This window comes from Streptomyces sp. SudanB182_2057 (assembly GCF_964272715.1).
Taxonomy (GTDB): Bacteria; Actinomycetota; Actinomycetes; order Streptomycetales; family Streptomycetaceae; genus Streptomyces; species Streptomyces rubradiris.
Window position 1 is genome coordinate 6,593,531 of sequence record NZ_OZ186798.1, and the last position, 20,482, is coordinate 6,614,012.

The window sequence follows — 20,482 nt, forward strand, 5'->3', positions numbered from 1 at the left end:
GGGGCATCCGTCCGTACCGGCACCTCCCGCGACCGGCCCGCCGCCCCACCCGCCGGCGGCCCCTGTCGGACCTCCGCGCGGGATCGCGATAATGATCGTCCCGTTGTCAGTGGCGCCCGGTACGCTCGAAAGTACGATGACAGAGGATCTCTCACCGGCCGAGCGGTACGCGGCAGCCCGCAGGCGGGCAGCCGAGCAGGCCACCGCGCTCGCCCCCTTCCGCGAGATGTACGACTTCGGCCTCGACCCCTTCCAGATCGAGGCTTGCCAGGCACTCGAAGCGGGGAAGGGCGTACTGGTGGCCGCCCCCACCGGCTCCGGCAAGACGATCGTGGGCGAGTTCGCCGTCCACCTGGCCCTGCGGCAGGGCAAGAAGTGCTTCTACACGACACCCATCAAGGCGCTGTCGAACCAGAAGTACGCCGACCTGTGCCGCCGCTACGGCACCGAGAAGGTGGGCCTGCTCACCGGCGACAACAGCGTGAACTCCGACGCCCCGGTGGTCGTGATGACCACCGAGGTGCTGCGGAACATGCTCTACGCCGGCTCCCAGACCCTCCTCGGCCTCGGCTATGTGGTCATGGACGAGGTGCACTACCTCTCCGACCGCTTCCGCGGCGCCGTCTGGGAGGAAGTGATCATCCACCTCCCCGAGTCGGTGACGCTGGTCTCGCTCTCCGCGACCGTCTCCAACGCCGAGGAGTTCGGCGACTGGCTGGACACCGTCCGCGGCGACACCGAGGTGATCGTCTCCGAGCACCGCCCCGTGCCGCTGTTCCAGCACGTGCTCGCCGGGCGGCGGATGTACGACCTGTTCGAGGAGGGCGAGGGCCACAAGAAGGCCGTCAACCCCGACCTGGTCCGCCTCGCCCGCATGGAGGCCACCAGACCGTCGTACCAGGACCGCAGGCGCGGCCGGGCGATGCGCGAGGCCGACCGGGAGCGAGAGCGCCGACAGCGCTCGCGGGTGTGGACGCCGGGCCGTCCCGAGGTCATCGAGCGCCTGGACTCCGAGGGCCTGCTCCCGGCCATCACCTTCATCTTCAGCCGTGCCGCCTGCGAGGCCGCCGTCCAGCAGTGCCTGTACGCGGGCCTCAGGCTCAACGACGAGGAGGCGCGGGACAAGGTCCGCGCCCTGGTCGAGGAGCGCACCGCCCACATCGCCACGGAGGACCTGCACGTCCTCGGCTACTACGAATGGCTGGAGGGCCTGGAGCGGGGCATAGCCGCCCACCACGCGGGCATGCTGCCGACCTTCAAGGAGGTCGTGGAGGAGCTGTTCGTACGCGGCCTGGTCAAGGCGGTGTTCGCCACCGAGACCCTCGCGCTCGGTATCAACATGCCCGCCCGCTCGGTGGTGCTGGAGAAGCTCGTCAAGTGGAACGGCGAGCAGCACGCCGACATCACGCCCGGCGAGTACACCCAGCTCACCGGCCGCGCGGGCCGCCGGGGCATCGACGTCGAGGGCCACGCCGTGGTGCTGTGGCAGCGCGGCATGAGCCCCGAGCACCTGGCCGGTCTCGCGGGCACGCGCACGTACCCGCTGCGCTCCAGCTTCAAGCCGTCGTACAACATGGCGGTCAACCTGGTCGAGCAGTTCGGCCGGCACCGCTCGCGCGAGCTGCTGGAGACGTCCTTCGCGCAGTTCCAGGCGGACAAGTCGGTCGTCGGGATCTCCCGCCAGGTCCAGCGCAACGAGGAGGGCCTGGCCGGTTACAAGGCCTCCATGACCTGTCACCTCGGCGACTTCGAGGAGTACGCGCGGCTGCGCCGGGAGCTGAAGGACCGGGAGACCGAGCTCGCCCGGCAGGGCGTCGCCCAGCGCCGGGCGGAGGCCACCGTCGCCCTGGAGAAGCTGAGGCCGGGCGATGTCATCCACGTGCCCACGGGCAAGTACGCGGGCCTCGCGCTGGTGCTGGACCCGGGCCTGCCCGCGGGCCGTTCCAACGGGCACCGCGGCTTCGACCACCACGACGGGCCGCGCCCGCTGGTGCTGACCGCCGAACGGCAGGTCAAGCGGCTGGCGACGATGGACTTCCCGGTGCCGGTGGAGCCGCTGGACCGGATGCGGATCCCGAAGTCCTTCAACCCGCGCTCGCCGCAGTCCCGCCGGGACCTCGCCTCCGCGCTGCGCACCAAGGCCGGGCACATCCCGCCGGAGCGGGCCCGCAAGAAGCGCTCGCAGGCCGCCGACGACCGCGAGATCGCACGGCTGCGCACGGCGCTGCGCGCGCACCCCTGCCACGGCTGCGACGAGCGCGAGGACCACGCCCGCTGGGCTGAGCGCTACCACCGGCTGCTGCGCGACACCTCGCAGCTGGAGCGACGCATCGAGGGCCGTACGAACACCATCGCGCGCACCTTCGACCGGATCGTGGCGCTGCTGACCGAGCTGGACTATCTGCGGGGTGACGAGGTCACCGAGCACGGCAGGCGGCTCGCGCGGCTGTACAGCGAACTGGACCTGCTGGCCAGCGAGTGCCTGCGGGAGCGGGTCTGGGAGGGACTGGGCCCCGCCGAACTCGCCGCCTGCGCCTCGGCGCTGGTGTACGAGGCACGGGTCGGTGACGACGCCATGGCGCCGAAGATGCCCTCGGGCAAGGCCAAGGCGGCGCTCGGCGAGATGGTCCGGATCTGGGGCCGGCTCGACGCCCTGGAGGAGGAGTTCCGGATCAGTCAGACGGAGGGCGTCGGCCAGCGCGAGCCCGACCTGGGCTTCGCCTGGGCCGCCTATATGTGGGCGTCGGGCAAGGGGCTGGACGAGGTGCTGCGCGAGGCGGAGATGCCGGCCGGTGACTTCGTGCGCTGGTGCAAGCAGGTCATCGACGTCCTCGGGCAGATCTCGGCGGCCGCGCCCACGGAGAACTCGACCGTGGCCAAGGCCGCGCGCAAGGCTGTCGACCAGTTGCTGCGGGGCGTGGTGGCCTACTCGTCCGTGGGCTGATCCGTCCCGGGTCCGCCAGGACCACTCGTCCGGGGGAACCGAGGCCGCACCTGTCCAGGTGCGGCCTCGACTGTTTTTTCACTCGTTACGGTGAGTGACAATCGCACGTGCGTACGTCGATACTGTCTGTGTGTGAGCGGCAGCGCAGTGTGCACAAGGAGTTGAGCGTACTCCTGTCGCGGGTCGTTTTCAGATGCTTGCCGAAGATGACACGGCGTTGATCCGGTCGGACTAAGCTCGCCCGCGGCGCACCGAGTTGAGGCAATTCGTGCGTCTGTTCCCACATGTGAAGTGCGTCCCGACAGTTCTCCATACCTTCCCCCGCAAGCTCCACCCGACACCCAGCCGATTCGTTACAGAAGGCATCCATGGTGAGTGTTCAGAAGCCTCCCGGTCGCCGTGAACGGCCCTATGCCCGCGTGCTGTTGCCGCCGGCCATAGTGATGGCCGCGGCGGCCGGGGCCGCCGTCGCCCTGGTACCGCCCACGGCCCGGACGGCCGTCGGCGTCTGCGGAGTGCTGGCCGTGCTGCTGGTCCTCTGCACCGCCGCGGAGGCCGCCCGGCGCGGCCGGCTGCTGCGCGAGGCACAGGCCGAACACACCCGGCACGCCGCCCAGCTGCAACAGCAGATCGCGCTGCACCACCACCTGATGGAGCACTTCGCCCAGAACGTCCTGCCCCTCGGCTTCATCCGGTTGCGCCGCGGCGAGGCGCTGCGCGACACCGTGCGCTACGTCTTCGACGAGGACCCCGAACTGCGCGGCCTGCCCGACGGCTACCGCGAACTGGTGCGCATCGCGCTGACCGGTGCCGACCACGAGATCTCGATGCGCGACGCCACCGAGCGCTCCTACGTGAGCATCGCCCGCCGCGTCCAGGCCATCGTCCACCAGCAGGCCAAGGAACTGCGCGAGATGGAGGAGGACCACGGGCGCAACCCCGAGGTCTTCGACGACCTGCTGCGCATCGACCACGGCACCTCGCTGATCGGCCGCCTCGCCGACACCATCTCCGTCCTCGGCGGCGGCCGGCCCGGCCGCCAGTGGCCGCTGCCGGTCTCCCTCTACAGCACGCTGCGCGGCGCGATGTCCCGCATCCTGGAGTACCGCCGCATCGAGCTGAGCTCCATCGTCAACATCAACATCAAGGGCACCGCTGTCGAGCCGGTCATCCACGCCGCCGCCGAACTGCTCGACAACGCCACCCGCTACTCGCCGCCGACCACCAAGGTGCACGTCACCGCCTCCGAGGTGCAGGCAGGCATCGTCATCGAGATCGAGGACGCGGGTGTCAGCCTCAGCGAGGAGTCCCGCGCCCGGATCGAGAAGGCCATCGAGGACGCCAGGAACCTCGACGACGCGGACAACCTCGGCGAGAACCCGCGCCTCGGCCTCGCCGTCGTCGGCCGGCTCTGCAAGCAGTTCGACATGGAGGTCTCGCTGCGCTCCTCGGCCTACGGCGGCGTCCGCGCGATCCTCATCGTGCCGCGCGTCATGACGACCACCGAGCCCGGTGTCGGCGTCGCCCACGGCATCGGCGCCACCGGCATCCCCAAGCCCGAACTCGGCGCCGTGGAAGGCCCCAAGCGTCCGCCCAAGACGCGCCGCCCCACCAGCCCCAAGATCCCCGCCGGAATCTCTCTGGAGGACGACATTCCGGAGGTCACCGAGTGGACCGCCACCGGGCTGCCGCAGCGCCGCAGCCGGGTGAAGACCCCGCTCAGCCAGCGGATCGCGGAACAGGCCGCCATCGAGCGCGCCGAGCGCGAGGGCAGGCCCACCATCTGGTCCCAGACCCGGTCCGAGCCGGAACCCGAGCCCGAGATCGACCCCGAGCGCAGGAAGCTCATGGACCGGCCGATCGGCTCCGGGATCGAAGCCTTCTGGAAGGGCCTCAGGGAGGGCATGCCCCCGGACGCCACCGGCCCCGAGCTGACCGACTTCACCCGCAACCCGACCAAGTACCTGCATCTGCTCAAAGATCCGGCCGAATACGCGCAGGGCGGCACCGAGGCCGACGACGAGGGGGACCTCAAGTGATCCAGCAGCGAGCGAACCTGGACTGGATGCTCAAGCAGCTCAACGACGGCGTCCCGGGTATCGAGATGATCGTGGTCCTGTCCGCCGACGGACTGCGCATCGCCCGCTACGGCGGCGAGCCCGACGCCGCCGACCGGGTGGCCGCCGCCTGCGCGGGCGTACAGAGCCTGGCCGGCGCCATCATCCAGGAGCTGCCGGGCGCCGGGGACATGAAGCTCGTGGTCTTCGAGATCGAGGGCGGCTACTTCTACCTGATGAACGCCGGCCCCAACGCCTACCTCGCCGTGCTCGCCGACGTCACCTGCGAACCGGGCCGGATGAGCGGCATGATGCGCGACCTCGTCGTCCGGATCGGCGCCCACCTCACCAGTCCGCCCCGGCGGAACGGGCAGACCGTATGACCCCTCCACGACGCAAGCGGCGCCGGCCGCAGCACCCGTCACCTCCGCCGGCGCCCGCCGCGAAACCGGCGGGCGGCGCGGAGAAACCCGGCAACCCCGAACGGCTCTACACCATCGCCGGATCGGCGGACGGCAAGCGCGCGGAACTCGATCTGGTGACGCTGATCGTGGCCCGCTCCGCACCCCCGCTGTCCGCCTCCCCGGAGGTGGCGGCCGTGCTCCGGCTGTGCACCGCCCCCCTGTCCATGGCCGAGCTCTCGGCCTATCTCCAACTGCCGTTCAGCGCGATGACCGTACTGATCACCGAGCTGATCCAGGCGGAGCTGGTGCAGGCCCGCGCCCCGATCGTCCGCCAGGCGGCTTTCGACCGTTCCCTCCTCGAAGCGGTGATGCATGGACTTCAAAGGCTCTGACACCATCCCCGGCCCGCGCACCGAGGATCATCTGCCGCACACGGCCCAGGCCGCGCTGAAGATCGTCATCGTGGGCGGGTTCGGCGTCGGCAAGACCACCATGGTCGGCTCCGTCAGCGAGATCAGGCCGCTGACCACCGAGGAGACCATGACCCAGGCCGGCATCGGCGTGGACGACGACTACGGCTCCGAGTCCAAGACGGCCACCACCGTGGCCATGGACTTCGGCCGCATCCAGATCACCGACCAACTGGTGCTCTACCTCTTCGGCACACCCGGCCAGGAGCGCTTCTGGTTCCTGTGGAACGGCCTGTTCGAGGGCGCCCTCGGCGCGGTCGTCCTGGTAGACACCCGGCGCCTGGAGGTCAGCTTCGACGTCATGGGCCGGCTGGAGGAACGGGGCGTGCCCTTCGTCGTCGCCGTCAACTCCTTCCCGGACGCGCCCCGCTACCAGGTCGAGGAACTGCGCTCGGCCCTGGACCTGGGCCCGGAGATCCCGATCATCGAGTGCGATGTGCGCCGCCGGGCCTCCAGCAAGGACGTGCTGCTCACCCTCACCCGCTTCCTGCACTCCCTCGCCCTGTCCGGCGCCCTCACCTGACACCGCCGGCCCACCCCACCATCCGTTTCCGGAGCGACACCACCGTGACGTCTGAATCCCCCTCCCTGACCGGCACAGATTCCCTCGCCCCGCCGCCGGGCTGCCCCGCGCACGGCCTCGGCGCCGGGGGGCCGCGGCGGCTCTACGGCCCCGACGCCGAGGACCTCGCCGGCCTCTACGAACGCCTGCGGGAAGAGCACGGCCCGGTGGCTCCCGTGCTGCTCCACGACGACGTACCCATGTGGGTGGTGCTCGGGCACGCCGAGAACCTGCAACTGGTGCGCAGCCCCTCGCAGTACACCCGGGACAGCCGGATCTGGACCCCGTTGAAGGACGGCCGGGTCAAGCCGGACCACCCGCTCATGCCGCACATCGCCTGGCAGCCCATCTGCTCGCACGCCGAGGGCGCCGAGCACGAGCGGCTGCGCGACGCGGTCACCGCGGCCATGGCCACCATCGACCACCGCAGTGTCCGCCGGCACATCGGACGCCACACCCAGGCCCTGGTCAACGGCTTCTGCGAACGCGGACGGGCCGACCTGGTCTCCCAGTTCGCCGAGCATCTGCCGATGGCCGTGCTGTGCGAGATCCTCGGCATGCCCGAGGAGTACAACGACCGGATGGTGCAGGCCGCGCGGGACGCCCTGAAGGGCACCGAGACCGCCATCCAGAGCCACACCTACGTCATGGACGCCCTCAGCCGGCTCACCACCCGGCGGCGCACCCGGCCCGAGGACGACTTCACCAGTCACCTCATCGGCCACCCGGCCGGGCTGACCGACGACGAGGTCCGCGAACACCTGCGGCTCGTCCTGTTCGCCGCCTACGAGGCGACGGCGAACCTCCTGGCCAACGCGCTGCGCATGGTCCTCACCGAGCCGGGTTTCCGGGCCCGGCTCAACGGCGGCCAGATGACCGTGCCCGAGGCGATCGAGCAATCCCTGTGGGACGAGCCGCCGTTCAGCACGGTCTTCGGCTACTTCGCCAAGCAGGACACCGAGCTGGGCGGCCGGCGCATCCGCAAGGGCGACGGGCTGCTGTTCGCGCCCGCCCCCGGCAACGTCGACCCGAAGGTGCGGCCCGATCCGACCGAGAGCATGCAGGGCAACCGCTCCCACCTCGCCTTCGGCGGCGGCCCGCACGAGTGCCCCGGCCAGGACATCGGCCGCGCCATCGCCGACGTCGGCGTGGACGCGCTGCTGACCCGGCTGTCCGACATCCAGCTCGACTGCGCCGAGGAGGACCTGCGCTGGCGGTCGTCCATCGCCTCCCGGCACCTGGTGGCCCTGCCGGTGCGCTTCGAACCCAAGCCGCAGCAGGACGTGGACCTGCCGCCGCGGGCCATGCCGATCCCGCCGCAGCGCTCCAACTGGCAGGTCGGCGCGCTGAGCAGCGACCCGGCCCCGGCCGCAGGATCGCAGCCGGCGGCCCACCAGCCGCCGCCCGTACCGGAACCCGCCCCCGCGGCCCCCGTACCGGAATCCGCCCCCGCGGCCCCCGAACCGGACCGTCCTGGCGGCCTGTGGCAGCGGCTCCTGCGCTGGTGGCACGGCGGCTGACACCCCCGGCCGGGCGTCAGCCGGGCGGCCGGGACTCGCCGGACCAGTCGGTGTACGACGTCCAGGCGCGCAACTCGCGGCCGCTGGTGAAGGCGTGGTGCGTGCCGGTGACCGGGTCGGTGAACTCCAGCCGCCGGGCGAGCAGTTGCAGCGGACGCCGGAAGTCGCCGGCCGGCACCGGGCCGGTCACCTCGGGATACAGCGGATCGCCGAGGATGGGCACGCCCAGCGCGGCCAGATGCACCCGCAGCTGGTGGGTCTGGCCGGTCGCCGGGAGGAGCCGGTACCGGCCCAGTCCGGCCCGGTGTCCGGCCAGTTCCACCCGGGTCTCGGCGTTCGGCTCGCCGGGGATCTCCCGGGCGGCCGGTACCCCGCGCTCCTTCACGATCCGGCTGCGCACGGTGCGGGGGAGCGCGAGCGACGGGTCGTACGGGGCGACGGCCTCGTACTCCTTGTGTACCCGCCGGTCCCGGAACAGGGTCTGGTAGGCGCCGCGTTCGTCGGGCCGCACGGTGAACAGCACCAGCCCGGCGGTGAGCCGGTCCAGGCGGTGTGCCGCCGTCAGCGCCGGAAGGCCCAGCTCGTGCCGGAGCCGGGCCAGCGCGGTCTGGGCGACATGCGAGCCGCGCGGGGTGGTGGCCAGGAAGTGCGGCTTGTCGGCCACCACGATGTGCTCGTCCCGGTACACCACCTCCACCGGGAACGGCACCGGCACCTCGGCGGGCAGCTCGCGGTGGAACCAGACGTACATTCCCGGCCGGTACGGGGCGTCCGGTGGCACGGCCCGCCCGTCGGCGCCGAACACCTGGCCGGCGGCGAACATCGCCTCGACCAGTCCGGGCCCGGCCCCGGTGAGCCGTTCCACCAGGTGCTCCCGCACGGTGGCCCACGCCCCGCCGACGGGCAGCCGTACCCGTACGGGATCGACTCCCTCGCGTTGCGGGAGCGGGGCGGGCGGGGGCGGCGTACGGCGTCTCATCGGCGTCAAGGGTACGGCGGGAGCCGGAGCCGGGCGGAGCCGAGGGGGCGGCGGAGAGGGGTGCGGGGGCGTCAAGGGGGCGGTGGCGCGGTCACCCGGGAATCAGGGGAAAAGGGTGGGGCTCCGGGCGCGGACCCGGCAGGATGTGGATCATGCCCTTTCTCATCAAGCCGGTCCTGACCGCCGGCGCCCTGGCCAGGGTTCCGCAGCCCACCCTTCCCGCCGCCGACGGCCTGGTCCTGCGCCCGTGGCGGGCCGAGGACGCGCCCGCCGTGCACGCCGCCTTCCAGGACCCGGCGATGCACCAGTGGCACATAAGGGCCTGCGACTCCGAGGAGGAGGCCGCCGGCTGGATCGCGCAGTGGCAGGCGTCGTGGGCACGGGAGAACGAGGCCCAGTGGGCCGTCGTGGACGAGCGGACGGACGAACTGCGGGGCCGGGTCGCGCTGCGGCAGATACTGCTCGGGGACGGCGTGGCCGAGGTGGCGTACTGGACGGTGGCGCGGGCGCGGGGGCAGGGTGTCGCCGCCCGGGCCGCCGCCGCGCTGTCCCGCTGGGCCTTCGAGGAGATCGGCTTCCACCGCCTCGAACTCTTCCACGCCACCGCCAACGAGGCGTCCTGCCGGGTCGCCGCCAAGGCCGGCTTCGCCCTGGAGGGCACCAAGCGCAGCGCCCTCCAGCACCAGGACGGCTGGCACGACATGCACTTCCACGCGCGGGTGCGGGGGGACTGAACCCAAGGTGGCGGGGGAGTGGGCGCGTGGTGGAGGTGCGGCCGGGCGGTCGCGCGCGGGGGCCGGGAGAGCGGCGGTTCCTCGTGGCGGGTGCCGCCGCCCGTCGCCCCGCTGTTCAGCCGCCGGCTCGCTCAGGCCCCGGCGTGCTCAGGCCGGGTTCGGCCCGGTTGATGGGGTGGGTGCCCGCCCGCTCACGCCGCCGCCGTCGCCGTGCCGCCCTCCTGCTCGGCCTCGACCCGGGCGTTCCACTCGCGCTTGGATGCCTGCCAGCCGTCCTCGTTGTGGCCGAGGCGCCAGTAGCCGGAGATCGACAGGTCCTCGCGCGGGATCTGGTGCTCGATGCGCAGCAGTCGGCGCATTTCCTTGACGAGGCCCGCCTCGCCGTGCACGAAGGCGTGCACCCGGCCCTGCGGGAACTCGAGCCCGCGCACGGCCTCCAGCAGGGCCTCGCCCACCGGCCGGTCGCCGCGGTGCAGCCAGACGACCTCCACCCCGGTGGCGATCTTCTGCTCCTCCTCGGGGCCGGAGACCTCGATGAAGGCGTGGGTGCGGGCGCCGGCGGGGAGCGTCTCCAGGGCCCGGGCGATGGCCGGCAGCGCGCTCTCGTCACCGGCGAGCAGATGCCAGTCGGCCTCCGGGTCGGGCGCGTACGCCCCGCCGGGGCCCATGAAGCGCACGGTCTCGCCGGGCCGCACGCGGGCGGCCCAGGGTCCGGCCAGGCCCGCGTCGCCGTGGATCACGAAGTCCAGCGTCAGTTCGCCCCGCTCCGCGTCCCAGTCGCGCACGGTGTACGTCCGGGTCACCGGCCACTGCTCGCGCGGGAACTCGGCGCGGATCCGCTCCAGGTCGAAGGGCTCGGGGTAGCTCACCCCGTCGGCGCCGAACAGCAGTTTGACGTAGTGGTCCGTGCAGGTGTCCGCGGCGAATCCGGCGAGACCCGCGCCGCCGAGCACCACGCGCTGCATGTGCGGGGTCAGCCGTTCGGTACGCACGACCTGGGCGGTATGGGGCTTGCGCGGCTTTCGTCCCGGGCGCTCTGCCATGACGGCCTCCTGGCGGGGTTGGTTAGGTTTACCTAAGTTAACACCTCGGTGGGGCCAACACCCCTCTCATCGACGCCGATGCGAGTCTTTTGCCGGAATCTTTCGTTCGGCGTCGCCTACCCGCCCCCTGGGTCCCATCCGCCCCCCTCGGCCCTTCGGCCCCCTCGGTCCCGGCTCAGCTCGTCAGCGTGGTCAGCAGGCGGTCCAGCGAGCCGCCCAGCCCCCACCGGCGCGCCAGCTCGGCCAGCGCCGCCGGATCGCGCGGGGCGTCCGGCAGGGCCGTGCCGACCTCCGGCAGCGGCACGTCACCGGCCACCCGCACCACCTTCGGCGCGACCGCCAGATACGGCCGGGCCTCGGTCAGCCGCTTGCGCTGCGACGGCGTCAGCTTCGCCCCCGGGTCGTCGACCGCGGCCATGATCCCGGCCAGGTCGCCGAACTCGGCGAGCAGCTTGGCGGCCGTCTTCTCGCCGATCCCGGCCACGCCCGGCAGGCCGTCGCTGGGATCGCCGCGCAGCAGTGCCAGATCCGCGTACCCGCGGCCGTCGACGCCATACTTCTCGCGCAGCACCGTCTCGTCGGTCACCTGGAGCGTGCCGACGCCCTTGAGCGGATACAGCACCCGGACCCGGCGCTCGTCGTCCACCAGCTGGTACAGGTCGCGGTCGCCGGTGACGATGTCGACCGGGCCCCGGGCCCGCGCGGTGAACGTGCCGATCACGTCGTCCGCCTCGTACTCCGCGACGCCCACCCGGGCGATGCCGATCGCGTCCAGCACCTCCTCGATCACCGGCACCTGCGGGGCCAGGGTGTCCGGCACCTCCTCCGCGTCCGGCGCGCCGGTGTGCTCCTCGGCGACCCGGTGCGCCTTGTAGGTGGGGATGAGCTCCACCCGCCACCGCGGGCGCCAGTCGGCGTCCATGCAGGCCACCAGGTGGTCCGGCCGGTGGTCCCTGACCAGCCGGTCGATGAAGTCCAGCAGTCCGCGCACCGCGTTGACGGGCGTGCCGTCCGGTGCGCGCACCGAGTCCGGGACGCCGAAGTAGGCGCGGAAGTACAGCGAGGCGGTGTCGAGAAGCATGAGTCGTCCGGTCACGCACGCATCATGCCGCACGGCACCGACAGCGCCCCGCGAGCCGGGAACGCGTTGCGTGACGCGCACTGCCGTGAGCCCGGCCACTCGCGGGTTTGCCCCGGCTTGACCTGGGGAGGCGCCGCCTCTGTCCTGTCCCCGGAGACGAGAGGTACGCGTGTCACCCAGGCTTGAGGCAGAGCACCTGTTCAAGGTGTTCGGAAGACGACCCGACGACGCGGTGGAGCGACTGCGGCGCGGCGCCGACCGGGCGGAGCTGCGCGCGGACGGCGCGACGGCCGCCGTGATCGACGCCTCCTTCCGCGTCGAGGCCGGCGAGATCTTCGTCGTGATGGGACTGTCGGGCTCCGGCAAGTCCACCCTGCTGCGCATGCTCAACGGGCTCCTGGAGCCGACCGCGGGCAGCGTGCGCTTCGACGGGCAGGACCTGACCGCGCTCGGCGACCGGGCGCTGCGCGAACTGCGCTCCAAGAAGATCAGCATGGTCTTCCAGCACTTCGCGCTGTTCCCGCACCGCAGTGTCCGCGACAACGCCGCCTACGGCCTGGAAGTGCAGGGCGTGCCCCGCGCCGAGCGCGAGCGCCGCGCCGACGAGGCGCTCGCCCTGTGCGGCCTGGCCGGCTGGGAGGCGTCCTGGCCCGACGAGCTGTCCGGCGGCATGCAGCAGCGCGTCGGCCTGGCCCGCGCCCTCGCCACCGACGCGGACCTGCTGCTGATGGACGAGTCCTTCAGCGCCCTGGACCCGCTGATCCGCCGCGACATGCAGGACCAGCTGCTGGAGCTGCAGAAGACCCTGAAGAAGACGATCGTCTTCATCACCCACGACCTCAACGAGGCCATGCGGCTCGGTGACCGGGTCGCCGTCATGCGGGACGGCCGCATCGTGCAGACCGGCACCGCCGAGGACATCCTGCTGCGCCCCGCGAACGACTACGTGGCCTCCTTCATCCAGGACGTGGACCGCTCCCGGGTGCTGACGGCGGGCGCGCTCATGGACACCTCGGTGACCTCCGACGCGCCGCTGTGCGGCTGCGAGACGGCGACCCGCGAGACGCCGTTCGCGGAGCTGTGCGCGATCAGCGCCCGGCTGACCCACCGGGTCTCGGTGGTGGACGGCGCGGGCCGGGTCGTCGGGGTGGTGCCGCGCCGGCGCCTGCTCGGCTTCCTCGGCGACGAGACGACCGCCCCCGTGGCCTGCGACAGCCCCGAGGGGAAGGTGGTCAGCCATGCCTAGGATCCCCCTCGGCGACTGGGTCGACTCCGGCGTGGACTGGCTGGTCGCCCACCTCTCCTGGCTGTTCGACGCCGTCAAGGCGGTCATGGAGGGCATGTACGACGGCATCGACGCCCTGCTCTCCGCCCCCCAGCCGCTGCTGATGGCCGGCATCCTCGCCGTCGTCGCCTGGTGGCTGCGCGGGCTGCTCGCCGGTGTCCTCGCCTTCGCCGGGTTCGCCCTGGTCGACTCGCTCGACCTGTGGGACCGGGCCATGTCCACCCTCGCGCTGGTCCTGGTGGCGACCGTGATCGCCCTGGTGATCTCCCTCCCGCTGGGCATCTGGGCCGCCCGCTCCAAGGCGGTCAGCGCCGCCGTACGGCCGGTCCTGGACCTGCTCCAGACGATGCCCTCGATGGTGCTGCTGATCCCGGCCATGCTGTTCTTCGGGCTGGGCACCGCCGCCGGTGTGGTCGCCACGCTGATCTTCGCGCTCGCCCCCGGCGTCCGCATGACCGAGCTGGGCATCCGCCAGGTCGACGCCGAACTGGTCGAGGCCGCCGAGGCGTTCGGCACGACCCCGCGGAACATCCTGTGGCGGGTGCAGCTGCCGCTCGCCCTGCCGACCATCATGGCCGGCGTCAACCAGGTGATCATGCTGGGCCTGTCCATGGTCGTCATCGCCGGCATGGTCGGCACCGGCGGTCTCGGCGGCGCCGTCAACGAGGCCATCGGCCAGCTCGACATCGGCTACGGCTTCGAGGCGGGCGTCGGCATCGTCGTCCTCGCCATCTACCTGGACCGGGTCACCGGCGCGCTCGGCACCCAGCTCTCCCCGCTGGGCCGCAGGGCCGCCGTGAAGGCACCCACGCGCGCGTGGTCGTACCGTCCGCGCCCGGCCGTCGCCCTGGCCGGCGTGGTCGTCCTGGCCCTCGTCGCGGGCGGACTCGGCGTCTTCGGTCCCTCCGCGGGCACCTCCGAGGCATCCGGCACGAACGTCGGCAAGGGCAAGGAGATCCGGATCGGCTACATCCCCTGGGACGAGGGCATCGCCTCCACGTTCCTGTGGAAGGAGATCCTCGAGGAGCGCGGCTTCAAGGTGAGCACGGCCCAGTACGCGGCCGGCCCGCTCTACACCGGTCTCGCCACCGGCCAGCTCGACTTCCAGACGGACTCCTGGCTGCCCACCACGCACGCGGAGTACTGGGCCAAGTACGGCAAGCAGCTGGACGACCTCGGCAAGTGGTACGGCCCCACGTCCCTGGAGCTGTCCGTGCCCTCCTATGTCAAGGACGTGAACTCCCTGGCAGACCTCGAGGAGCACGCCTCCGAGTTCGACGGGAAGATCATCGGCATCGAGCCCAGCGCGGGCGAGATGAGCCTGCTCAAGAGCAAGGTGCTCAAGGAGTACGGCCTTCAGGGCACGTACGAGGTGGTCGACGGCTCCACCCCGGCCATGCTCGCCGAGCTGAAGCGCGCCTACGCCCGGCACCAGCCGGTTCTCGTCACCCTGTGGTCGCCGCACTGGGCGTACAGCGACTACGACCTGAAGAAGCTCAAGGATCCGAAGGGCGCCTGGGGCAAGGGCGACGGTGTGCACACCCTCGCTCGCAAGGGCTTCGCCGCCGACAACCCGCTGGTCGGCCGGTGGCTGAAGGACTTCTCGATGACCGAGGAGCAGCTCACCGGCCTGGAGGCACGCGTCCAGCAGGCCGGCAAGGGCAAGGAGCAGGACGCCGTCCGCGACTGGCTGCGCGACCATCCCGGCCTGGTCGACAAGTGGGCCCCCGTCGCCAAGGCCGGCACCCACAGCGAGGCGGCCGGGTGACCTGACCGGCCCGGACCGCCTTGTGAGGGGCGGGTGCCGCCGGACGCGGAGCCGCGTCCGGTGCCGCCCGCCCCTCCGGCCGTTCCGGTCACGGCACACTTCAGGCCAATCACCACCCGTGACGACCCCTGGCCCGGGCCCCCGGCCGGGGGCAGGCAGGCAGCCGTCTTCATCCACCCGGAGCACGGGCTCCGGGGTCCCTCCCCACCCCGGGATACTGGCGCGAACAATGAGGGTGGAGGATCAGGGAGGTGTCGGGGATGTGACAGGCACGTGAAACGGTTTGCCGAACATGCGTAGGGTGCAGAGAAGTCATCAGAAGAGGGACGCCCCGTAAGGGGCACCCGGACAGCGGAACGACGAGTGAGGGAGGGAGCCGGAGCGATGGGCGACCACAAAGAGCAGCAGCCCGTGCGGGTGGGCGCGGCCGTCCGGCGGCGCCGCCGCGCGCTGGAACTGACCCTCGCCGTCGTGGCCGAGCGCAGCGGCCTGTCGGTGCCCTTCCTCAGCCAGGTGGAGAACGACCGGGCCCGCCCCAGCAGCACCTCCCTGGAGAAGCTGGCCGACGCCCTGCGCACCACGGCCGTCGAGCTCCTCGCCGCCGCCGACCCGGCGGCCAGCGTGGACGTGGTGCGCGCCGAGCCGCTCGCCGAGGGCGACTTCGACCCGCGCACCCGCGCCCTGGTGCGCGGCCACCACCAGCTGCACGCCTCCGAGTTCACCGGCGACCACGACGCCGGCCGCGAGCTCCAGCACCGCAACGACGAGCTGATGTACGTCGCCGACGGCGCGGTGGAGATCGAGGCGGAGGGCCGCGCCTACCGCCTCGGCCGGGGCGACACCCTGTATCTGACCGGTGGCGTCCGGCACCGCTGGCGGGCCACGGTCCCGGACACCCGGATCATCGTGGTGGCGGTCGCCGAGCACGTCGAGGCCGTCCAGAACAGGTCCCGCTGAGCGGCGGGCGGAAGGCGGTGGGCGTGACGCGGGTGGTCTCCCTGGTCCCGTCCCTGACCGAGGCCGTCGCGGTGACCCTGCCCGGCGCCCTCGTGGGCGCCACCGACTGGTGCACCCACCCGGCGGGTCTGGACGTCGCCCGGATCGGCGGCACGAAGAACCCGCGGGTGGACCGGATCGTCTCCCTCGCGCCGGACCTGGTGATCGCCAACGAGGAGGAGAACCGCGCCGCCGACCTCGACGCCCTGCGCGCGGCCGGCATCGAGGCCCTGGTCACCGAGGTGCGGGGCGTGCCGCAGGCCTTCACCGAGCTGGACCGGGTGCTCACCGCGTGCGGCGCCCCCGGCCGGCCCAGCTGGCTGGACGAGGCGGAGCGGGCCTGGGCGGCGCTGCCCGAGCCCGCGGAGCGCACGACCGCGGTGGTGCCCGTCTGGCGTCGGCCCTGGATGGTCCTCGGCCGGGACACCTTCGCGGGTGACGTCCTGGCCCGCCTCGGCGTGGACCACCTCTACGCCGGCCACCCCGACCGCTATCCGCGCGTCCCGGCGGCCGAGCTGCGCGCGGCGGCCCCGGACCTGGTCGTCCTGCCCGACGAGCCCTACCGCTTCACCGCCGACGACGGCCCCGAGGCATTTCCGGGCCTGCCCTGCGCCCTGGTCAGCGGACGGCACCTGACGTGGTACGGCCCGTCCCTGACGCGAGCACCACGGGTGCTGGCCGGGGCGCTGCGAGCAGCTCGCCGCTGAGCAGGCCGCGCGCGGTGCCGCGGGCCGCCGCGAGCCAGGCCGCCACCAGGACGACGTACAGACCGACGGCCAGCGCCTCGTACACCGCCAGGCCGGTGTCCCGGGCCAGGGCGGCCGCGCCGGTGACACAGGTGCCCACCGGGAAGGTGAACGCCCACCAGGTCAGCGCGAAGCCCATCCCGTGCCGCCGGGCCCGCACCACGTGCGCGGTCGCCAGCGCCAGCCAGAGCAGCGCGAACCCCATCACGGGCACGCCGTACAGCACGGCGAAGACCGCGAGGCCGCGGTCGTAGGGGGCCGGTACGACCCCGGGCGCGGCGTCCGCGATCACACCCGTGGCGGTGGCGGACTGCCCGAGCGGGCCGAGCACCAGGAACAGGGTCGGGGTGAGCGCGAGCGGCAGCGGGCCGGCGGTGATCAGCCGGGCGAACACCAGCGGCAGCATCAGCAGCACGGCCAGCAGGCTCGCGCCGAACAGCGCGAGGCACGCCAGCAGCAGGGTCTCCCGGGGCTGCCCCGGCGGCAGGTGCGGCACCAGAGACGGGCCGACCGCGGCCGACACCATGGGCGCGACCAGCGGCAGCAGCCACACCGGGCTGGCCTGGCCGGGTTCGGCCCGGTGCCGTACGGCCAGCAGGTACGGCACGGCGACGGCGGCACCGAGCCCGGCCGCCGTACCGGCGGTGTAGAGCACGGTGTCCAGGGCGACGGCGGCGCGGGTGCCGATCAGGAACCGGCCGGCCGTCAGGGCGCCGCCGCCCACCGACAGCAGCGCCATCGCCAGGCAGGCGTGGAAGGGGGCCATGGCCGGGTCGAGGAGGTGGGCGCGGGCCTGGTCGCGGTGGCGGGCCCAGTGCACGGCGCGGGCGGCCAGCAGGGCCACGAGCAGCAGCAGCGACAGCAGCCAGACGGCGGCGAAGACGGCGCGCGGCCCGTTCGCCGGCGCGGGCAGCGCGACCCCGGCGGAGCCGACCATGGCGGTGCCCATCACGGAGGCGTACCAGTTGGGGCCGAGGTGTCTGACCGATGGCGTACGGGGCTGGGCTGCGGTGACCATGCGCTCACGATGTCCCAGTGATTCCGCCCTGACCAGGGAGTTCCCGTCTATGAGGGCATAAGCTGGTCTTATGAGCAGGGCCGAGGGACAGCGGGAACGCACGGAATCTCTGGCGCACCGGGTGCCGGACCTGGCCGCGCTGGAGCTGCTGCTCGCGGTGGCGCGGCTGGGCAGTCTGGGCGCGGCGGCCCGCGAGGTCGGCATCACCCAGCCGGCCGCGAGCAGCCGGCTGCGCTCCATGGAACGGCAGCTGGGGGTGGCCCTCGTCGACCGCTCCCCGCGCGGCTCCCGGCTCACCGACGCGGGCGCCCTGGTCACGGACTGGGCCCGCCGGGTGGTGGAGGCGGCGGCCGCCTTCGACGCGGGCGCGCGGGCGCTGCGGGACCGGCGCGACTCCCGGCTCCGGGTCGCGGCCAGCATGACCATCGCCGAGTACCTGCTGCCCGGCTGGCTGCTCGCGCTGCACGCCGAGCGGCCCGACACGGCCGTCTCGCTGCTCGCGGGCAACTCGGCGAAGGTCGCGGAGCTGCTGCTGACCGGGGAGGCGGACCTCGGGTTCGTGGAGGGGCTGAACGTGCCGACCGGCCTGGACTCCACGGTCATCGCCCATGACCGGCTGATCGTCGTCACCGCGCCCGGTCACCCGTGGGCCCGGCGCCGGCGGCCCCTGACGGCGGAGGAGCTGGCGTCCACCCCGCTCATCCTCCGGGAGCGCGGCTCCGGCACCCGCCAGGTCCTGGACGCGGCGCTCGGCGGTCTGGCCCGCCCCCTGATCGAGCTGTCCTCGACCACGGCGGTCAAGGCCTCGGCGGTCAGCGGCGCGGGCCCCTCCGTCCTCAGCGAACTGGCGGTGGGCGAGGAACTGTCCCTGCGCCGCCTGGTCAGCATCCCCGTGGAGGGCGTCCCCCTGCGCCGCGCCCTCCGAGCGGTCTGGCCCACCGGCCACCGCCCCACAGGCCCGGCAAGAGAACTCCTGTCACTGACACGAGCGTGAGCCCCGGAAGGGGGGTGCGGGGAACGGCGCGCTCAGCCACGACGCACCCGCACCCGGCGAACAACAACACGCCCCTATGACGCGCTCCGCCCCCAACCCACCCAGCCCCAAAAAAGAGGTGGCCGAACCCCCCGGCCCCCGACACCATTGCTGTGCATGACCCTCACCGCCCCACCCGCCTCCGGTGTCCGCGCCCCCTGGGAGACCCTCCCGGCCGTCGTCCGCGACGCCGTCGGTGACGTGCTGGGCGCGCCGGTGGTACGCGCCGTGACCCAGCCCGGCGGCTTCTCCCCGGGCGTGGCGGCCCGGGTCCGCACCGCGGCCGGCCGCACCGCCTTCGTCAAGGCGGTGAGCGCTGAGACCAACCCGCACAGCCCCGGCCTGCACCGCGAGGAGGCCCGGCACGCCGCCGCGCTGCCGGCCACCGTGCCCGCGCCCCGGCTGCTCGGCTCGTACGACGACGGCACCTGGGTGGCGCTGGTCTTCGAGGAGGTGGCGGGCCGCCAGCCGCACGTGCCCTGGCGGCCGGCGGAACTGCGCCGGGTGCTCGACGCCGTGACGGCCCTCGCCCGCACCGACGCCCCGGAGGTCGACGCCCCGCCCGTCGCCGAGGCCCTGGCCGACGACTTCTCCGGCTGGCGCCGGCTGGCCGACGGCGAGGCCGGTGACGTACGGGACCGCCTCGGGGAGTGGACCGCCGGCCGGCTGCCGGAACTCGCCGCGCTGGAGGCCGGGTGGGCGAACGGCGCGTCCGGGGACACCCTGGCCCACGGCGACCTGCGCGCGGACAACATCCTGCTCGGGGACGACGGTGGCGTCGTCTTCGTGGACTGGCCGCACGCCCTGCGCGCCGCGCCCTGGTTCGACCTGCTGGTGATGCTGCCGTGCGTACGGGCCCAGGGCGGACCGGACCCCGACGAGGTGTTCACCGCGCACCCGCTCGGCCGGGCCGCTGACCCGGCCGCCGTGACCGCGGCGCTGGCCGCGCTCGCCGGCTACTTCCTGCGCGGCTCGCTGCGGCCGGACCCGCCCGGGCTGCCCACCCTGCGGGCCTTTCAGCGGGCCCAGGGCGGCGCCGCCCTGGCGTGGCTCAGGAAGCGGCTGTGACCAGGGCGCGCATGACCCGTAGGTCCTCGCTCTGTTCGGGGTGCCACTGCACGCCGAGCACCCAGCCCCGGTCCGCGGGCAGCTCCACGGCCTCCACGGTGCCGTCCGCCGCGTAGGCCGAGGGGACCAGCCCGGCGCCGAGCCGTTCCACGGCCTGGTGGTGGTACGTCGGCACGGTCAGCTCCTCCGGGACGATCCCGCCGTACAGCGTCCCCGGTACCGGTTTCACCGGGTGCCCGCCGAACACGCCGACCTTCTCCGCGTGCCCGTCCAGGTGCTGGACCAGCGTGCCGCCCAGGGCGACGTTCAGCAGCTGCATGCCCCGGCAGACGCCGAGCAGGGGCACCCCCGTCGCCAGCGCGGCCTCGATCAGCGCGAGTTCCCAGGCGTCCCGCTCGGGTGCGGGCGGCCCGGTGCGCGGGGAGCGCTCGGCGCCGTAGCGGGCCGGGTCGACGTCCGGGCCGCCCGCGACGACCAGCCCGTCCAGCGGGGCCAGTGCGGCGGCGGCCCGCTCGGGCGCGTCCGGCGGCAGCAGGAGCGCCAGCCCGCCGGCCCGCTGGACGAGCCGTGGATACGCGGCCGGCAGCAGCACCGCCTCCAGCTCCCACACCCCCCAGCGCGTGCCGGACTCCAGGTACGTGCTCACGCCGATCAGCGGCCGTGCCGTCATGCGGTCCTCCACGGGAACCCGGCGGTCCTGCTTCCACCGTGCTCGATCGGGGCGCCCGCTTCAAGAGCGCCTAGGTAAAGGTGTTCGGTCGAACCTTTGTGTGG

General features: G+C 73.1%; 18 protein-coding genes. 13 read left to right on the forward strand and 5 right to left on the reverse strand.

What is annotated here, in order from left to right; translation table 11 throughout:
* The first annotated feature begins 91 nt into the window (after window positions 1–91).
* The 6 genes from ACSURM_RS29280 (at window position 92) to ACSURM_RS29305 (ending at window position 7,957) form a co-directional block, all read left to right on the forward strand.
* Window positions 92–2,944, forward strand: coding sequence for a DEAD/DEAH box helicase (locus ACSURM_RS29280; RefSeq protein WP_436958786.1), 2,853 nt, complete (start codon window positions 92–94; stop codon window positions 2,942–2,944).
* Between the two features lie 368 nt (window positions 2,945–3,312).
* On the forward strand, window positions 3,313–4,983 hold the full coding sequence (locus tag ACSURM_RS29285) for a sensor histidine kinase (RefSeq protein WP_436958787.1): 1,671 nt from the start codon (window positions 3,313–3,315) through the stop codon (window positions 4,981–4,983).
* Window positions 4,980–5,384, forward strand: a complete 405-nt coding sequence (locus tag ACSURM_RS29290) for a roadblock/LC7 domain-containing protein (RefSeq protein ID WP_030608271.1) — start codon at window positions 4,980–4,982, stop codon at window positions 5,382–5,384. The genes ACSURM_RS29285 and ACSURM_RS29290 overlap by 4 nt, the downstream gene beginning before the upstream one ends.
* Complete coding sequence (locus tag ACSURM_RS29295) at window positions 5,381–5,797, forward strand: DUF742 domain-containing protein (RefSeq protein ID WP_030781275.1); 417 nt, start codon at window positions 5,381–5,383, stop codon at window positions 5,795–5,797. Before ACSURM_RS29290 ends, ACSURM_RS29295 begins: the two co-directional genes overlap by 4 nt.
* A complete protein-coding gene (locus ACSURM_RS29300; protein WP_359044949.1) occupies window positions 5,778–6,398 on the forward strand; it encodes a GTP-binding protein in 621 nt (206 codons plus the stop codon). The genes ACSURM_RS29295 and ACSURM_RS29300 overlap by 20 nt, the downstream gene beginning before the upstream one ends.
* A gap of 44 nt (window positions 6,399–6,442) precedes the next feature.
* Window positions 6,443–7,957 (forward strand): cytochrome P450, encoded by a 1,515-nt coding sequence (locus ACSURM_RS29305; protein WP_436958788.1) that lies wholly within the window; start codon window positions 6,443–6,445, stop codon window positions 7,955–7,957.
* Between the two features lie 16 nt (window positions 7,958–7,973).
* Here ACSURM_RS29305 and ACSURM_RS29310 read toward each other — a convergent pair whose 3' ends face one another.
* On the reverse strand, window positions 7,974–8,936 hold the full coding sequence (locus ACSURM_RS29310; protein ID WP_436958789.1) for a pseudouridine synthase: 963 nt from the start codon (window positions 8,934–8,936) through the stop codon (window positions 7,974–7,976).
* 152 nt (window positions 8,937–9,088) lie between these two features.
* On the opposite strand from ACSURM_RS29310, the gene ACSURM_RS29315 reads away from it, so the two are divergent.
* Window positions 9,089–9,670, forward strand: coding sequence for a GNAT family N-acetyltransferase (locus ACSURM_RS29315; RefSeq protein ID WP_436958790.1), 582 nt, complete (start codon window positions 9,089–9,091; stop codon window positions 9,668–9,670).
* 191 nt (window positions 9,671–9,861) lie between these two features.
* Here the strand turns inward: ACSURM_RS29315 and ACSURM_RS29320 are convergent, their stop codons facing one another.
* Entirely contained in the window at window positions 9,862–10,713 is an 852-nt protein-coding gene (locus ACSURM_RS29320; protein ID WP_436958791.1) for a siderophore-interacting protein, read from the reverse strand.
* Window positions 10,714–10,888: 175 nt separating this feature from the next.
* Entirely contained in the window at window positions 10,889–11,809 is a 921-nt protein-coding gene (locus ACSURM_RS29325) for a 5'-3' exonuclease (RefSeq protein ID WP_436958792.1), read from the reverse strand.
* A gap of 154 nt (window positions 11,810–11,963) precedes the next feature.
* Between ACSURM_RS29325 and ACSURM_RS29330 the strand changes: the two genes are divergently transcribed.
* From ACSURM_RS29330 to ACSURM_RS29345, 4 genes are all read left to right on the forward strand, one after another.
* A complete protein-coding gene (locus ACSURM_RS29330; protein ID WP_436958793.1) occupies window positions 11,964–13,040 on the forward strand; it encodes a quaternary amine ABC transporter ATP-binding protein in 1,077 nt (358 codons plus the stop codon).
* The gene (locus ACSURM_RS29335; protein WP_436958794.1) at window positions 13,033–14,847 is read left to right on the forward strand and encodes an ABC transporter permease/substrate binding protein; all 1,815 of its coding nucleotides are present in this window, start codon (window positions 13,033–13,035) and stop codon (window positions 14,845–14,847) included. Before ACSURM_RS29330 ends, ACSURM_RS29335 begins: the two co-directional genes overlap by 8 nt.
* Before the next feature lie 384 nt (window positions 14,848–15,231).
* Window positions 15,232–15,804, forward strand: a complete 573-nt coding sequence (locus tag ACSURM_RS29340) for a helix-turn-helix domain-containing protein (RefSeq protein ID WP_436958795.1) — start codon at window positions 15,232–15,234, stop codon at window positions 15,802–15,804.
* 17 nt (window positions 15,805–15,821) lie between these two features.
* A complete protein-coding gene (locus ACSURM_RS29345; RefSeq protein WP_436958796.1) occupies window positions 15,822–16,550 on the forward strand; it encodes a helical backbone metal receptor in 729 nt (242 codons plus the stop codon).
* On the opposite strand, the gene ACSURM_RS29350 is transcribed toward ACSURM_RS29345, so the two are convergent.
* Complete coding sequence (locus ACSURM_RS29350) at window positions 16,462–17,607, reverse strand: TDT family transporter (RefSeq protein WP_436958797.1); 1,146 nt, start codon at window positions 17,605–17,607, stop codon at window positions 16,462–16,464. The genes ACSURM_RS29345 and ACSURM_RS29350 overlap by 89 nt on opposite strands.
* A 70-nt stretch (window positions 17,608–17,677) precedes the next feature.
* On the opposite strand from ACSURM_RS29350, the gene ACSURM_RS29355 reads away from it, so the two are divergent.
* A complete protein-coding gene (locus ACSURM_RS29355) occupies window positions 17,678–18,601 on the forward strand; it encodes a LysR family transcriptional regulator (RefSeq protein WP_436958798.1) in 924 nt (307 codons plus the stop codon).
* 156 nt (window positions 18,602–18,757) lie between these two features.
* A complete protein-coding gene (locus ACSURM_RS29360) occupies window positions 18,758–19,708 on the forward strand; it encodes an aminoglycoside phosphotransferase family protein (RefSeq protein ID WP_436958799.1) in 951 nt (316 codons plus the stop codon).
* Here ACSURM_RS29360 and ACSURM_RS29365 read toward each other — a convergent pair.
* Window positions 19,692–20,378: a gamma-glutamyl-gamma-aminobutyrate hydrolase family protein gene (locus tag ACSURM_RS29365; protein ID WP_436958800.1), complete on the reverse strand. Its 687-nt coding sequence runs from the start codon at window positions 20,376–20,378 to the stop codon at window positions 19,692–19,694. The genes ACSURM_RS29360 and ACSURM_RS29365 overlap by 17 nt on opposite strands.
* Window positions 20,379–20,482 lie beyond the last annotated feature (104 nt).